The 15,216-nt window shown below is 31.8% G+C and carries 16 protein-coding genes; 14 read left to right on the top strand and 2 right to left on the bottom strand.

Translation table 11 applies throughout. From position 1 onward, the window contains the following. Positions 1–110: 110 nt before the first annotated feature. Together E4100_RS09575 and E4100_RS09275 are read right to left on the bottom strand one after the other, a co-directional pair. Complete coding sequence (locus tag E4100_RS09575) at positions 111–236, bottom strand: helix-turn-helix domain-containing protein (protein WP_135269811.1); 126 nt, start codon at positions 234–236, stop codon at positions 111–113. Between the two features lie 673 nt (positions 237–909). After that, complete coding sequence (locus E4100_RS09275; protein ID WP_167792034.1) at positions 910–1,062, bottom strand: hypothetical protein; 153 nt, start codon at positions 1,060–1,062, stop codon at positions 910–912. 419 nt (positions 1,063–1,481) lie between these two features. Here E4100_RS09275 and E4100_RS09340 point away from each other — a divergent pair, with 419 nt between their 5' ends. The 14 genes from E4100_RS09340 (at position 1,482) to E4100_RS00625 (ending at position 15,212) form a co-directional block, all read left to right on the top strand. Continuing rightward, entirely contained in the window at positions 1,482–1,865 is a 384-nt protein-coding gene (locus tag E4100_RS09340) for a hypothetical protein (protein WP_209315193.1), read from the top strand. Continuing rightward, the gene (locus E4100_RS09345) at positions 1,862–2,254 is read left to right on the top strand and encodes an integrase core domain-containing protein (protein ID WP_486669505.1); all 393 of its coding nucleotides are present in this window, start codon (positions 1,862–1,864) and stop codon (positions 2,252–2,254) included. The genes E4100_RS09340 and E4100_RS09345 overlap by 4 nt, the downstream gene beginning before the upstream one ends. Before the next feature lie 578 nt (positions 2,255–2,832). Continuing rightward, on the top strand, positions 2,833–3,279 hold the full coding sequence (locus tag E4100_RS00565) for a hypothetical protein (RefSeq protein WP_135269813.1): 447 nt from the start codon (positions 2,833–2,835) through the stop codon (positions 3,277–3,279). Between the two features lie 1,001 nt (positions 3,280–4,280). Further along, on the top strand, positions 4,281–5,519 hold the full coding sequence (locus E4100_RS00570; RefSeq protein ID WP_135269815.1) for an MFS transporter: 1,239 nt from the start codon (positions 4,281–4,283) through the stop codon (positions 5,517–5,519). A gap of 330 nt (positions 5,520–5,849) precedes the next feature. After that, complete coding sequence (locus E4100_RS00575) at positions 5,850–6,056, top strand: P-loop NTPase family protein (protein ID WP_135269817.1); 207 nt, start codon at positions 5,850–5,852, stop codon at positions 6,054–6,056. Between the two features lie 319 nt (positions 6,057–6,375). Continuing rightward, positions 6,376–7,059 carry a helix-turn-helix domain-containing protein gene (locus E4100_RS00580; protein ID WP_135269819.1) on the top strand — a complete coding sequence of 228 codons (684 nt, stop codon included), beginning with the start codon at positions 6,376–6,378 and terminating at the stop codon, positions 7,057–7,059. An 836-nt stretch (positions 7,060–7,895) separates the two neighbouring features. After that, positions 7,896–9,539: a M56 family metallopeptidase gene (locus tag E4100_RS00590; protein WP_135269821.1), complete on the top strand. Its 1,644-nt coding sequence runs from the start codon at positions 7,896–7,898 to the stop codon at positions 9,537–9,539. 305 nt (positions 9,540–9,844) lie between these two features. After that, complete coding sequence (locus E4100_RS00595; RefSeq protein ID WP_135269823.1) at positions 9,845–10,264, top strand: recombinase; 420 nt, start codon at positions 9,845–9,847, stop codon at positions 10,262–10,264. A gap of 594 nt (positions 10,265–10,858) precedes the next feature. Then, on the top strand, positions 10,859–11,161 hold the full coding sequence (locus E4100_RS00600) for an iron-sulfur cluster repair di-iron protein, ric (protein WP_135269825.1): 303 nt from the start codon (positions 10,859–10,861) through the stop codon (positions 11,159–11,161). A 59-nt stretch (positions 11,162–11,220) separates the two neighbouring features. After that, positions 11,221–13,062 carry a heavy metal translocating P-type ATPase gene (locus tag E4100_RS00605; protein ID WP_209315208.1) on the top strand — a complete coding sequence of 614 codons (1,842 nt, stop codon included), beginning with the start codon at positions 11,221–11,223 and terminating at the stop codon, positions 13,060–13,062. A gap of 96 nt (positions 13,063–13,158) precedes the next feature. Continuing rightward, positions 13,159–13,392: a heavy-metal-associated domain-containing protein gene (locus E4100_RS00610; protein WP_135269828.1), complete on the top strand. Its 234-nt coding sequence runs from the start codon at positions 13,159–13,161 to the stop codon at positions 13,390–13,392. A gap of 98 nt (positions 13,393–13,490) precedes the next feature. Continuing rightward, on the top strand, positions 13,491–14,186 hold the full coding sequence (locus E4100_RS00615) for a Crp/Fnr family transcriptional regulator (RefSeq protein ID WP_135269830.1): 696 nt from the start codon (positions 13,491–13,493) through the stop codon (positions 14,184–14,186). Positions 14,187–14,502: 316 nt separating this feature from the next. Next, the gene (locus tag E4100_RS00620) at positions 14,503–14,781 is read left to right on the top strand and encodes a DUF5320 domain-containing protein (RefSeq protein ID WP_135269832.1); all 279 of its coding nucleotides are present in this window, start codon (positions 14,503–14,505) and stop codon (positions 14,779–14,781) included. 62 nt (positions 14,782–14,843) lie between these two features. After that, positions 14,844–15,212, top strand: a complete 369-nt coding sequence (locus tag E4100_RS00625; RefSeq protein WP_135269833.1) for a DUF134 domain-containing protein — start codon at positions 14,844–14,846, stop codon at positions 15,210–15,212. The last annotated feature ends 4 nt before the right edge of the window (positions 15,213–15,216 follow it).

Raw genomic sequence — 15,216 nt, forward strand, 5'->3', positions numbered from 1 at the left:
CCTATAAATTTTCATAGTTTGGTCAAGTTTGTCATTTATCAAACCTCTTAGCTTCAAAAAACATGAGGTCTAATTTGTCGCCATTCTTATACCTTTGAGGATTCATATAATTACCTCCTATAGAGCACATCACATATTCTGTATAATACATCTAAGCTAACATTCTCATCTTTATTCATATGAGATAATACATAAGAATACATTTCTACTCTTTTACGAAGTATTTCTAAATACATTTACTTATTAATTAATAATTCTCATAATTTGTAATAACCATATCCTGTGGGTAACTTCAATATACAAATGTTAATTTTTATCTTTAATACAACTATACCATATATTTACATGTTGCAATATCAAAATACTAAATAACTAAAAAGGTAAAATCTACTTTATAGTCGTTTTATCAAAAAAGTACACAATATAAGAGGACAATATTATGTACCTTTCAGTTTCCGTTGGAGAACATAATCTTAACGTAGAGATTATATCAGCAATCTTTTTATAAAAAGAACTTTCCACTATGAAGGAACAGAAGCGCATAATAAATATAAAATAGGATAAAAATGACAAAACCTATACTATTGGTTTTAAGTTATTCAATATTTTCGAGTTTTCATCCTAATTCCTATTAATTACATTTGTTATAAAAGCAAAACTTTATTGTAGAAGGACAAGTGCGAAACGTTGTAAGCACATAAGATTTCAGTGTTTGTCAAGTAAGTTGTCGCATTTAATATAAAAATATTTCAATGCTTAGTTTTTGATTTGCCAATGACATAGAGCGTCTATATACATAGTTTTGATAAACAAAGACAGACCTATATAAGGGGACTGCTTTCTTCATAAGCAACCGTATAGGTATCTCAAGTCTTTGATTTACTAAAGACAAATCTATTATTATTTAGCTTAGTTGCTTTTATGTAAGATATTTTTTACTTCTTCTTCGCTTATTGGATTAAGAGATACATATTCAGGTAGTGACCAATTTCTAATGTTTTTAGACCATCTTTCTGGATGTTTTGCTTTAGCATTTTTATAGGTTCCTTTCCGTTTTTCCATCACCTTTTTGTCAAGTTCATAATGTCTTTGATATGGAGTGATAAAGTTGATACCACGGTGTAAATGAGTATAGTTATACCATTTTACAACCTTATCAACCCATTTTTTTGCTTCATCTATACCTTTAAATCATCTAGATGGGCATTTAGGTCTATATTTCATTGTTTTAAAAAGTGACTCTGAATAAGGATTATCGTTACTTACTCTTTGATATGAGATAATACATTTGTGACAAGAAAAATAAAAAAAGAAAGGCCTCTGATATAATGTTATTTGTCAATATAAAAAAATCGGAGGGATCCTTTCTTATGAGAACAATTATAAAGAATAATAACAATGCAAAAGCAGCTAGAAGATATCATACTAGTCGTTAGCAGGTATGGCGTTGGCGAAAAAAGTATGACGGAGCTATATAATCTTTGGCAAATAAAAGCACAAAACTAGATTCTCATCCTAATCAACACACACAGGAGGAATTGGGCTTAATAAGACAAAAACACTATTATCATCGCCATGAGGGTCTGGCACAAGTATATCGCAAGCTAAAAAATACAGGCTATATAAAAACCTATGACTCCATGTGCAGACAAATAAGGGAAATGAAATTAAACAAACCAAAGAAACAAAAAAGTTATCCTAAATCTAAATATCATAAAGACCCAGATCCAGCTACTTATCCAGGAGAACAAGTGCAAATAGATGTAAAGTATGTACCCAATGAATGTATTGGTTTTGCAAATTGTCATAGTAGATACTACCAAATAACAGCGATTGATGAGTATTTAAGAAAGAGATATTTATAGAATTAGTTAATAAACTTAGCACATGCAGTACATCTAATTTTTTAAAAAGATTAGAAGATAAGTTAGGATTTAAAGTTAAACTAGTGCAAACAGACAATGGAAATGAATTTGTTAACGATCAAGATATTACAAATAAGAAGACAAGATTTGAAAAGTATTTAGAAAAACTAGATATAAAACACGAACATATACGACCATATTCACCATGGCAAAACGGCATAGTAGAGCGAAGTCACAGAATAGATAATGAATTATTCTATAGTAGAAGATGGTTTAGTAGTTATAAGCAAATGGAAAAAGCATTCAAAAGATATAACAATAGATACAATAACATAGCAAGAAAAGTATTAAATTTTAAGACACCAAATGAGATAGTTGAAGAATATTAGTCTAAAAATGCTACTTAGAATGATATTACAAATAATTATTTAATCAAGGGACGCTATCGCTTTTCACCTTGACAAAAATAATTATTAGCAATTTATTAAAACCACAGCATTATTCAGAGACAATTTTTCAGAGGTCTGTGTCACATATGTTTGATTTCTCTAGACTGTTGTTAAATATTTATCAGGAAACAGCAGTTGTCTTTATTTATATGAAAGTGTATCTAAAAAAGTTTTAATAGATAATTGTTATAAGAACTGGACATCTGCTGTTGGTGATATTGTTGCCGCTGCTAAAAATGTAGTACAAGCTGCTTTATCAGAAGCTGATTGGCTTGCAACTATTGCAATTTGGGGCGTAATTATTGTTGTAATTGCAGACTTAGTAATACCTATGGATCCGGTACCTATAATTCCACTTTCAGACCCAACTTTAGTTAAATATTGATTAACAAGTAATAGGGGCTGCTCACTACAGCCTCTTTTACTACCTCATAGACTATTGAGTTGAAAAGTGTTAAGCTAATACTAAATCTTATTCTATGATTTTTTCATATGCCACTTTACAAGGAGAGCAAAAAATGAAAACTATACAAGTTCAAATGTTAGACCATAATGTTAATTCAGACTGGTGGAAACAAATTATTCAGCATTTTGTAAAACAGGGGGATGAGTTTGAAATCCGTTGCTGGAATGAAGAAAAGGAAGAAATAAAAAAAGCTATGACTTATGGCCGTCCTATTCAAATTGAGAGTAATTTGCAAACAGCAATTAGAGGTATAGTAACAGAACAAATGATAAAAGAATTATTGAATTTGCCTGAACCTGTGGATAAGGATGTCTACAATAAAATGACAGAGTTTTTTACAATTATAGTTGAAAACAAGATTTCTAGTGAACATTATGGCACTGAATTGTATTTGTTCAATGTACATGATGATGAAGTCGAAGTTTTCAAAAAAATCATGACTCCATATTGGGAAAAATTTAGTATCTCAATAGAAGAGAAAAGTTGGAATGACAAATGATAAATTTTATTGAAAAACAATTATAGGATAGAATGGAAATCGGTAGATAATCTACATTCCATTCTTTTTGAAATTCTAGGAAAATTAAAAATCATACCTGCCAAATAAAAAAATGGTGTTTTGGCGGGCGCTCTAATGTGCCTAAATATTTAGCCCTCCAAAATCACTTGGTTTGGGTGATTTTTTATGTGTTAGGCAATACAGTGTCTACACCACTGCGTATTTGTTGAAGCGATATTAGGTTATCTGTATAACTTATATTTACATAAATGTGTTATTTAAAAATAATCATAATTTAACTACAGAATATCCTGTTTATCAATATGAACACATACATCATAATCTAGTTATTAACAATTCCTTTGTACCCGACTGTGCTATGCAGACGGGCTTTTTTGCGTTTTTCTTAAAAGTTTCTCTGGTGGAAATGCAACTGTCAGTCCTTTTGCGTCGGGAATTAGTGCGAAAGGTGGCAAAAGAGTGTAATCCACTCCCTTTCATGTTGAGGCTTGATATTGATGCCCAGGGTAGATAAATAGAAAACTCAAAATGCTTATAAATATGGGCTTCCAGACACAGATCATTCCTTTTGGCTACTCTGCCTTAGATGATAATGTCAGGTACCCTTATTTTTATTTTGTATAGTAGATAATAAAACGCAAAATCCATACCACAGCTAATGAAAATGTTAAACAAAGTATAAAAAAGGCTAAATAAACCAAATGAAATCTATAAACCATAAAAGTGTAATATATAAAATTATAGTGGTGGTTAGAGTTGAAACATTATCAGATACTATAGGAGATAGCTTGAATCTATGGTTGCATCTAATATATATAACTTAAAAGCATAACAGTAAAAAGTAATTTTATAGTTGAAAATCAAGGATTTATGGTATGTAAGTTTCCAATAAGTATGTTAAAATTTGTATTAATAGTTAATAAATGTTATTATCAAACTGTTTAGGATATTCATTTAAATAAGTTATAAGGTGATAGTGCATGAATGAATTACAGAAAAAAATTAAATTTCAATTTACACTACTTGAAACAATCTTTTTTGTACATACCGGAATTATCGGAGCGGTGTACGTCTTATATCTTTTGTCTAAAGGATTATCAATTTTTCAGGCAAATATGGTTAGTGCTGTTTTTACTTTGACATCTATATGCTTAGAAGTACCAAGTGGAGCAGTATGCGATATTATTGGTAAAAGACGTACAGCTATTTTTGCTGGTATAGCTCTGTTTATTGCAATGTTATGTTTTCAATTAGGCATGAATATTGGGATAATAATAATAGGGCAAATATTTTGGGGAATGAGCTATTCGCTTGAATCAGGTACAATTGAAGCATGGGCTGTTAATGAAGGTAAATTTAAAGATTCAGAAATTGACATTGTTTTCGCATCTTCCGCTAAACTACAAAGTATAGCAATGATACTAGGTAGTTTTATTGGAACATGGTTTGCAGATCGTTCATTGAACCTCATTTGGTTTGCTCCAATGATTACCTCACTAATATTTATTTTTATGGTTTTAATGTTTATTAAAGAACCAAAACAACAAAATAAAATCAATCAAATATCAATCATAAATCTATATAAGAGTTCGATTGCTAATATCAAAGCGGGATTTAAACATATAATATCTGAAAAAAAGTTATTATATGTTTATAATTTTAATATAATTATAGCTTTTATTTTTTCTCCATTGATGATTTTCTGGTCAGTATATCTTAAACAGATATCTGATGATTCATCTTATATATACCTATCATTTGTGTGGGTGTTGATACAACTTGCATTAGTGGCAGGAAATCAGATATTAGAATACATAGGATTAAAATACAAAAGAAAAACAATATTTATTTTTTCATTAATAGTTCTCGCAATAAGTATGATTAGTATGAATTTTATAGAGGGATTCATTTTTGCAACTGCAATGATACTCTTGCAGGAATTAATATGCGCAGTTATTAATTCTTCACAGAGGGGACTGATTAATAACCATATTGATGATGAAAAAAGAGCAACAATGATATCTTATTCATCTTTATTCAATTCTTTAGGTAAAGTAATGGCATCTGTTTTATTTGGTATGGTTGCAGATATCTTTTCTATTACAACTGCATGGATGACGGCTGGTATAATGTCATTATTATCTATTGGATATATTATTTTGATGTATAAGACAATAGATAGGAAAAAGTATACTGACAAAAATGCTGAATGTGTTTAAAAATGAAATTTGATCCTTTACGTAAACTAAATTTTCCCTAGGGTAAGAGGTATTTTATCGAATTTGATATTATTTACTAATTTATCGCTAAAACTATTGAAAATAGGCTATTATTTCAGTAGAAGAATGTAACCAATAATTAACTCTAGTGCCCTTTTTATTCATTGAAAAGGGAAAGTAGATTTCAATAAATTCGTTTAGAAGAAATTGATAGAGAAGATTACATTTTTCAATTGATCAAATTGAATATTTATTTCAAACAAATTTTTTAAATAACATTACAATCTTCAATAGTGCGGTGGAGAAAGACAGATACTAAGGATTATACGAATGTTAGTTGCAAATCGTCTTATAATATTAATGGATGAATCATTTTCTAGTATAGATTCTAATAATACTAAAATCATCAAAGAATATATTATGTCATTGAAAGATAAGATCATCATAGAGGTTACACATGATATAACAGAAGATATTTTAAATAATTATGATCGAATAATATACCTTGAAGAAGGTAAAATTAAAAAGATAATTTAGGGACCACTGAAAAAGTCTAATAAAAAAAAGCTGAAGCATAACAAATATGGCGAGTGGTAGAATTAAATGAAACATAATTAAATAAATAATGTTTATGATAGGGAAATTAGTCGGAAAAGTATGTAGGTTGTGTAGGTTGAGTTGCCAAGTTAGACATCAGAGGGTTGAGTTAGTGTATTAGTTGTCAAGAGATTGTGGATGTAAGATAGATGTCAGATAGCCAAATGTGTCTAATACCCAAAATACAACATTTCTCGCTTTGTGTCGTGTTTAAAAATGCTGCCAGATAGTATTCTAACATAGAAAGGAGGTAACCCATATGGATCAAGTCAAGATAGGTTCTTTCCTTAAGGAACTCCGAAAAGAGAAAAACCTGACGCAGGAGGATTTGGTTGAACAGCTCAATGTTTCCAGTAGAACAATATCTCGATGGGAGACCGGAAGCAATATGCCAGATATCGGTATGCTGGTCGAGATAGCTGATTTTTATGATGTGAGCATACCTGAAATCATTAATGGAGAAAGGAAAAGTGAAAATATGAATCATGAAACAAGAGATACTGCCGTCTCTATGGCAGAATACAGTCGAAATGAAGTAAAGAACGGAAAACAAAAAGTAATCGGCATTTTGATGTCAGCTTTTGGTATATTCACTATTGTGTCAGCACTGTCTATATTTCCAAGCGATAGCAGTTGGGGAAGTATTTATGCTATTTTGGGAAGCATTTTTTTAGTTAAAGGTATATACCTCATTATTTGGACTGTGGGGGTTAAACGAAGTTTACGTATACTGACTGTTTCCGGATGCATCGTTTTATTATTTGGAGCTTTTATGATATCCGATTATATTGCGGTCACGCTGTTCAATCAGGTACCAAGATTTCGGCATGAGACAATTTATGATTCACGGAATCCTGATCAGTTAGTGTATAAAACATTATTTTTCACAGCGATTCAAGAAAATCCAGGAACAAAGGATGAACAAGTTTATATTGTAAAATAAATTCGGAGAATCATACTCTGGTTTTTCTTTCTGGCCACGGAGCCGGAAAATCTCATCTGTACTGGCATCGTAGTCCTGTGCGGGGTTTTCAGGAAGTTGTCCCTGTCAGTAAAAATCTGATTGATGGCTTTGACTGTGACTTCTTGTAGCAGGAGTTCGTTTACAGTCCGGTTGGTGCTGTTTTTTGATCCACTTTCTTGTCAGAAAGTCCGTGGTATAGGTATTCTGGAGCAGGGCGTCACCCATGTACTTTTCGTTTCGGAGAATTTTTTGATGATGCTGGTGTCTATTGAAACACCCAACCATACTGGACTTAATATAAAATAATTGTTAGACAAAGAACAAAAAATATAGAGAATAATTCTCCTTTTGATATAATGTAATTACAAAAACCAAAATAAAGAAAGGAGAAAATTCTCTATGAATAATATTATTATACAATTAATAGCTGGAAAAGTTGAGAGGGAAATATAATATTCATAAAAGTTGACATTTACACAAGAGAAGATGCCATAAAAGCAATTGAGATTTTTAGGATGAAAAACAGGTATTAGCGGATAGAATTAAAATTCCATCAAAAGCCGCCATAAAGTAAAAAAATGCATTACAGTTACAACTTACGCTCAGCTGTTATTATAGTGAAAAGCAAATTCAATTGATGAAATAAGTAAGCAAGTGCTGTTTATGAAGTATACCTTAAATATGTCATATAAAGAAATTAGATGGGGATTTCTATAAGAACTTTTAAGAGAATTGGTTCTCCTATGCTAATAGGGATAATAAATCTTATGGTTTTAATTCCAAGCATAGATGACAATGACAAAAGATAAAAGACGATATTTCTACATGAATTAAATCACTATAAAAGAAAAGATATTATAACGAAAGCATTTGGACTTATTATAAATGCAATTCACTGGTTTAATCCAATAATCTATATTTTGTTAAGAGAAATAGATAGATACTGTGAATATTCAATTGATGAAAAAGGAGTAGATTATATGAATATTGAAGATAGAAAATATTATGGTGATACTATTTTAACACTAATAGATAATTCTATTGTAGGAAGGAACACTCTTACAACATCAATGGGTTCAAGTGGCAAAGAATTAAAAACTAGACTAGAAAATATGGTATATTTTTTTAGAATATCCAGAAAAAAACAGATTGTATCCTTATTTGTAGTGATTTTGATACTATTATCAGGTTTTATCACAGCCTGTAGTATTTTGCCTAATAATGATTCGTTGGTAGTATATATCAAGGAAGATGGACTTTATTATTCTTATTTAAATGGTAAAGGTGAGACAAAGGTTCATGATGGTAATGGTTTTGAGTATCCCTTAATATCCAGCTCGGGAAATTATATAGCCTATACTAAGGATGGTAGTCTTTTTATATATAGTGTAAAAGATGAAAGCTATGAAATAATAGATGATGGGATTGAGCATTATTATAGATCCTATGATTGGATTGATGATACCTCAATAGTATATGGTTCCAATGAAAAACCGGGATTTACGGTATACAATGTACTGTCTAAAGAAAAAAAGACACATTCAGAAGATTACTATTATACAGGACTAATGGCATCTAACAATAAGGTTTACGCTTCAAGACAGAATAGGTGGACTACAGCAGAAGGAGAATTTTGGAGCAATGATGGGATAGTAGAAATAGACTTAAATAATTATGATGAAAATAAAAAGCAATTTTCTACAAATATAATCATAGAAGGCATAAGATCAACAGATGAAATGATGGGTTACAATCCTGTTGTTTGGGATATTTCAGCTGATGGAAGATACATTTATATAATGGAAAAGCCTGCTTCAGCTTCTCTAAGCTCCGATGTAATAGGCATAGGTATCTATGATGTAAAGGAAAAGACACATACAAAACTGACTGGTATAGATACATTATCCTATAAAAATCATTTAGCTATAAATCCAAGTGCCCATATGATTGGATTAATAGAAGGTGCTGGTAGAGATATGTTTGTAAACAAGAAAGTAGTCCTATTAAATATAAACCAAGATAAATCCTACAATAGTATCGAGGTTACAGATGAGGACTTAGTTACTATGACCCCTAGTTTTACTTTGGACGGCAAGAAATTATTATATTCAGCTACTGAAGCTGTAAATCCCAAAACTTTAGGGGATTATAATCAAATTTATAATGAATGGGAGAAACAATCATATAGCATTTATGAATATAATTTAGATAGTTCACAGGTAAAGAAGATAACAGAGGGAGATAACTTTGACTTTATGCCTATAAGTATATCTAATGATGAAATATTATTTATTAGATATAAGGGCAATGATTATTATAGCTTAATAAAACTAGTTAATGGTAGAGAAAATATTGTAGCAGATAATATCATTTTTAGTGGTGGAAAAGACAATCAACCATTTGGATATTATGGACATATAGATACTGAAAGAGGAATGGATGTCTTTATCAGTAAATAAACTGAAAAAACAACGCTACAGCTAAAAAAATGACTGTTGGGATTATTTTAAATAAAACGGATAACAGTATGTATGAAGAAATTACAGTAAAAACAGAAGATAATTAAAATGCATTTCTTTGGAGAAACAAATCAAATACAATTCCCTATCAGCATATATGTTATTACTGTAGGATCAAGTTTGGAACAAATCAAAGAGCGAGAATCACAGTTGCCACAAATGCTATATTCGAGATAGGTTCTGATGAGATGAAGATGTAGATGTACGTCTTGATTAATAATATTTAAAAAACTGGAGATGATTCTATGACCTATGAAGAGTACGAAAAATTATGCAAATTACAACAAGCCAAAAACTATGAATATCTCGATATATTCGAAAAAGATTTAATGGCATCTGGTTTAAGTCAAAAGACAATAAAAAAACATCTAAATAATGTAGATTTTTACATTAACACATATCTTTTGAGAGAAGAACCTTTGGAGATGGCGGCAGGATGTAGTGACATGATAGATATATTTTTAGGATATTTTTTTATACGAAAGTGTATGTGGTCGACACCAGGCACCATAAAAACAACCGCAGCAAGTATTAAGAAATTTTATAAGTGTATGAACGAGCATGGATATATTTCTAAAGATAGATATGAGGATTTATGTGATATCATTAAAGTGAATATGGAAATTTGGCAGGATGACTGTGAAACATTCAATAATTACTACTAAGATGAACAATAGTTTAATATAAGTATGGCATATTTGTCCTTGATGATGTTGGTAGGATAGATAATATGCAAGAACTAATGTAGAATGCTGTGGCACCAACTTGGGGAAAGGTTCTCAGATTTGTATTTTTTTTACGCTTTGAAGTCATTATGTGCAAATGAAAAAACAAAATTAGATCACTAAGTTTGTAAGACTAAATAAGACTGTTTTTGAAAAAGTGATCTAATTTACTTATATAATTTACTAATTAAGCATACAAATATATCTATAAAAAAAACCTTAGATGGAGGCCGCTGAAAAATACATAAAAAAATCGATAAGTACTTCATCTTAAGAATCTTTAACCGCGATTGAGTGTAGTGGGTAATAATATTTTAGCTGGCTGACTTGGATCAATGATCTGAGTCGGTTTTTTATTTAAAGCTGTATTTGAAAGATTGCTTGATTAAGGGCTGAGAATATTGAAGAGAAATTAATTGATAATGGCTACATATTTATTTCAAATTTTGATGTATATCAATGTTTTATTATTTATTTATTGATAATATTAAAGTACAACAAAAGTCAAATAAAAATTTGGAAGGAGCATGTGTGATGAATAAAAATGAAAATTTTACAAAAGCAAAGGAAAAATATTTTAAAAAATTAGAACAATTAATCCCAATTGTGGATCGAGTTCATGGAGGTAATCATCTTGAATTCCATGAGGTGCGAAAAGTGTTCAATATAATTCTCAAAAAAATAAATGAATCAGAAGCTGAAAAGCCTAATCTTGATGATGAGTTCAATAAATTGTCTGAAATCACTCATAACTACGAGGTTCCAGGAGATGTTTGTGAAACCTATGAATCAGTATACAACATGCTATCAAAAGTCAATGAGGCCTATTGGAATTAGAATGAATTTATGTCAAGGTGATTTCTATGAGTGAAGTGAGGTGAGTAGGTTTGCAAAAAATGATATTAAGTAGAAAAAATCACATAACACTTATGAGTTTGATTTTAATTGTTACTGCATTCATAAGCAAATTAGGCTTTGGTAACACTGAAATTTTCCTGTGGGCATTGGTCATTGCGTCTGTCATAGGAGTAGCTCCAATATCCATACAAGCATATCAAGCGCTTAGGGTTAAAGTTGTCAGCATTGATGTTCTGGTAACCATTGCAGTAGTGGGGGCCTTCTTAATAAGGAACTTTGAAGAATCAGCCATTGTGACATTCCTGTTTTTGTTTGGAGCATATCTTGAACAAAGAACATTGAATAAAACTAGATCTGCCATCAAGGAATTAACGGAAATGGCTCCGGAAAGTGCTTTAAAGCAGATGGATAACGGAGAGTTTGAAATGGTTGAAGTGGATGAAGTTGATGTAGGGGATATCTTGCTTGTTAAAACCGGTGCAAAAGTACCTGTTGATGGTACTGTCGTGACTGGAGAGGGACATATTAATGAAGCGAGTATAACGGGAGAGTCCCTGCCAGTTACTAAAAAGAAGGATTCCAAGGTGTTTGCTGGGACTATATTGGAAAATGGAACCCTTCAAATTATTGCAGACCGAGTAGGAGAAGATACCACATTTGGAAAGATTATTGAACTGGTGGAGGAGGCGCAGGATTCTAAATCAGAAGCTGAACGATTTATTGATAGGTTCTCAAAATATTATACACCAGCAGTGTTAGTTCTATCCTTCATAGTATGGTTGGTTTCAAGAGACATCGAACTGGCAATTACTATACTTGTACTAGGATGTCCTGGAGCGTTGGTGATAGGTGTTCCAGTATCTAATGTAGCAGGAATTGGAAATGGTGCAAAACATGGAGTGCTTTTAAAGGGTAGTGAAGTTATTCGTGATTTTAGCAGAGTAGATACTATTGTATTCGATAAGACTGGGACACTTACAATAGGCAATCCAAAAGTTGTTGATCATATAATATACTCTGGCAGTAGTGATGAGGTACTAAGTTACCTATCAAGCGTTGAAAAGGAATCAGATCACCCTTTAGCCAATGCTGTTGTTGAATACATCGGTGATACAAAAACTCATTTAATAGAGAAAACAGATGTCATAAAAGGTGGTGGTATAGTAGCCAAAATAGGTGGTCACAGAATGGTAGTTGGAAATGTAGCTTTGATGGAAAGAGAGAATGTAACTTTAAATAAAAAAGTTCGTGAAGACATCTCCAAGATGCAGTCAGCAGGAAACTCATTGGTTCTTGCTTCAATGGATGGAGAATTAAAGGTTTTGATGGGGATTCGTGACCCAATCCGTCCGGGTGTCAAGAAAGATTTGCAAAAGCTCAAAAAGCTAGGAGTTAAAAACCTAGTTGTACTATCAGGAGATAATCAAGAAACGGTTGATTTAGTTGCGAAAGAGATTGGACTTACTGAAGCCCATGGGCACATGCTTCCCAATGACAAGCAGGATTATATCAAAGAGCTTCAAGCCAAAGGACAAATAGTAGCATTTGTTGGAGATGGTGTTAATGACAGCCCATCTTTGGCATTGGCGCAGATTGGAATTGCTATGGGAAGTGGTACAGATGTAGCTATTGAAACATCTGATGTGGTATTAATGAATTCAGATTTTGGACGATTACCACATGCATTGGGTTTGGCAAAGGCCACTGTCAACAATATGCATCAAAACATACTGATTGCGATAGGAGCGGTATTGATTCTACTTGTAAGCGTGTTTTTTAGTGAATGGATGAACATGGCCATCGGAATGTTGGTACACGAAGCAAGTATACTTGTTGTTATCCTAAATGGCATGAGATTATTAGGCTATAAATTAAGGTGATAACTAGTAAGCAGTTGAATGATTTTGATAGAAATCAATGTAAAATAAATTTGATAAGGCGTATAATATAAATGAAGATAGGAATGGAGGATTAATATGAAAAAAGCAACAATTAAATTGGAAACTTTGACATGCCCATCATGTATGCAAAAGATAGAAAATGGCATTAAGTCCATAGATGGTGTGGATATTCCTAGTATAAATGTGCTATTCAATTCAAGTAAAGTGATATTTAACTTCGATGAAAATAAAGCATCAATAGATGATGCAGAAAATGTTATTGCCAAGTTAGGTTATGAAGTAAAAAAATCTCAAGTCAAAGATATCTAATAATAATTTTTAAAGGGATCTAATTAAATGGGCAAAGCACCAATTTTGAGAATTGCCTTAAAGGAATTAATATATTAAAGTGATCTGAGGTGAAAAATATGTCCCAATGTAACCATACTCATGGATTATGTGTCACTAAAGTGCCAATATTCTCAGAACTTAGCAATGAAAAATTATTGGAAATCAATAGCCTAGTTCAAAAAAAAGAGTATAAAAGCGGTGACATCATCTATCATGAGGGCGATCCTAGTGAATATTTGTATATAATTGAATCAGGTTTAGTCAAACTATTTAAAATTGGAAAGAATGGTAATGAGTATATATTGAGGTTATTGAAATCAGGTCAGTTTTTTGGAGAACTGGTACTGTTCAAAGATGATGTTTTAAATAGCAGTGCAGAGGCAATTGGAGATTGTAGTATATGTATCATTCATAAGAATGATTTGGAGCAGTTGATAAAAAATTCTTCAGAAATTTCATATAGCATATTAGCTGCAGTCACTAACCGGCTTAACCAAGCTGAAATTCAACTTCAGTCAATTGTGTTGGAAGATGCAATGGAAAAAACACTAAGATTGTTATTGGAGCTGGTAAAAGAAGATGGTATAAAAAATGAGGAAGGAATATTGATTGATCTACCACTAAGTCGAGCTGGTTTGGCAAGTTTAATTGGGATTAGTAATGAAACTCTGAGTCGCAAACTATCAGAGCTTCAAGAAGAGGGAACTTTGCTTATTAAAGGGCAAAAGCAAATTTTATTAAAAATTCCTTTAAGAGATGATCAACTTAAGTAATAGCCGGTTTAGTTAAAATCAGCTATTCACAACAATAAAGGATCATTTATCCAAATGATTTGTTATGATTTATAAAAGAGATAGCAATGTTTTAAAAACATTGAAAGGATAATTATGGGATATAAAAGTGTTTCATTTTAATTTGCATTTTGCGTTATTTAAAAAATTATTTTTAATTTTTTTCCAACAATTAATTGACACTATCACATTATCATAATAACTACATTTTTTGGAAGGATAGTTATTGACATATGTCAAAAATGATGTATACTTATAGTAAATGGCATATGTCATTAACTATGAGGAGGTGAATACTATGCCTGGAAGAAATGGAACTGGACCAATGGGTGCTGGATCAATGACTGGTAGAGGCTTAGGTGCTTGCACTGGAGTAAATGCAGTAGGATATGGCTATGGTCGTGGAATGGGATATGGACGTGGATTATTCTGCAGACGTGGCTATGGTCGTGGATTCGGCAGAGGTGTTTCTATCTATGAAACATCGCCTAAAACTCAAAAAGAGTTGCTCGATGAACAAAAAAGAATTTTGCAAGATAGACTTGAATACATTGACAAGCAATTAGAGAATCTATAATTGTGATCAGAAATAGCTAGAGGACGCTCTGGCTATTTCTGATAAGAATTGGAGTGTTGATCATGGCAAGACCGATGAAATGGAGAAAAGTTTGCTGCCTGCCTGAAATTAATAGGTTTGGGCCTCTTGATTTACCTGCAGATGCTGAAAATTATGTAAATATGACCGTGGATGAGTATGAAACCATAAGGCTTATCGATTTAGAGGGATATACTCAAGAAGAGTGTGCCCTGCAGATGAATGTGGCTCGTACTACTGTTCAAGGTATTTATATTGAGGCAAGAAAAAAATTAGCAGAGTCATTAGTTAACGGTAAGGTACTGACGATTCAGGGCGGTGAATATCGACTTTGTGACGGATTTGGCAACAGTTGTGGTCGTAGTTGTAAGAGACATAGACATGGTATGTGTTTTACGGATGATAATAAATAAAGGA

The organism is Soehngenia longivitae (genome assembly GCF_004684055.1).
Lineage (GTDB): Bacteria > Bacillota > Clostridia > Tissierellales > Tissierellaceae > Soehngenia > Soehngenia longivitae.

Bases quoted from the DNA above. Each gene is read 5' to 3' on its own strand.
- E4100_RS09575 (WP_135269811.1), bottom strand. From the start codon at position 236: ATGTATTTAGAAATACTTCGTAAAAGAGTAGAAATGTATTCTTATGTA.
- E4100_RS00580 (WP_135269819.1), top strand. From the start codon at position 6,376: ATGGATCAAGTCAAGATAGGTTCTTTCCTTAAGGAACTCCGAAAAGAG.
- E4100_RS00605 (WP_209315208.1), top strand. From the start codon at position 11,221: ATGATATTAAGTAGAAAAAATCACATAACACTTATGAGTTTGATTTTA.
- E4100_RS09275 (WP_167792034.1), bottom strand. From the start codon at position 1,062: ATGGAAAAACGGAAAGGAACCTATAAAAATGCTAAAGCAAAACATCCA.
- E4100_RS00595 (WP_135269823.1), top strand. From the start codon at position 9,845: ATGACCTATGAAGAGTACGAAAAATTATGCAAATTACAACAAGCCAAA.
- E4100_RS00625 (WP_135269833.1), top strand. From the start codon at position 14,844: ATGGCAAGACCGATGAAATGGAGAAAAGTTTGCTGCCTGCCTGAAATT.
- E4100_RS00620 (WP_135269832.1), top strand. From the start codon at position 14,503: ATGCCTGGAAGAAATGGAACTGGACCAATGGGTGCTGGATCAATGACT.
- E4100_RS00615 (WP_135269830.1), top strand. From the start codon at position 13,491: ATGTCCCAATGTAACCATACTCATGGATTATGTGTCACTAAAGTGCCA.
- E4100_RS00600 (WP_135269825.1), top strand. From the start codon at position 10,859: ATGAATAAAAATGAAAATTTTACAAAAGCAAAGGAAAAATATTTTAAA.
- E4100_RS00570 (WP_135269815.1), top strand. From the start codon at position 4,281: ATGAATGAATTACAGAAAAAAATTAAATTTCAATTTACACTACTTGAA.
- E4100_RS00565 (WP_135269813.1), top strand. From the start codon at position 2,833: ATGAAAACTATACAAGTTCAAATGTTAGACCATAATGTTAATTCAGAC.
- E4100_RS00610 (WP_135269828.1), top strand. From the start codon at position 13,159: ATGAAAAAAGCAACAATTAAATTGGAAACTTTGACATGCCCATCATGT.
- E4100_RS00575 (WP_135269817.1), top strand. From the start codon at position 5,850: ATGTTAGTTGCAAATCGTCTTATAATATTAATGGATGAATCATTTTCT.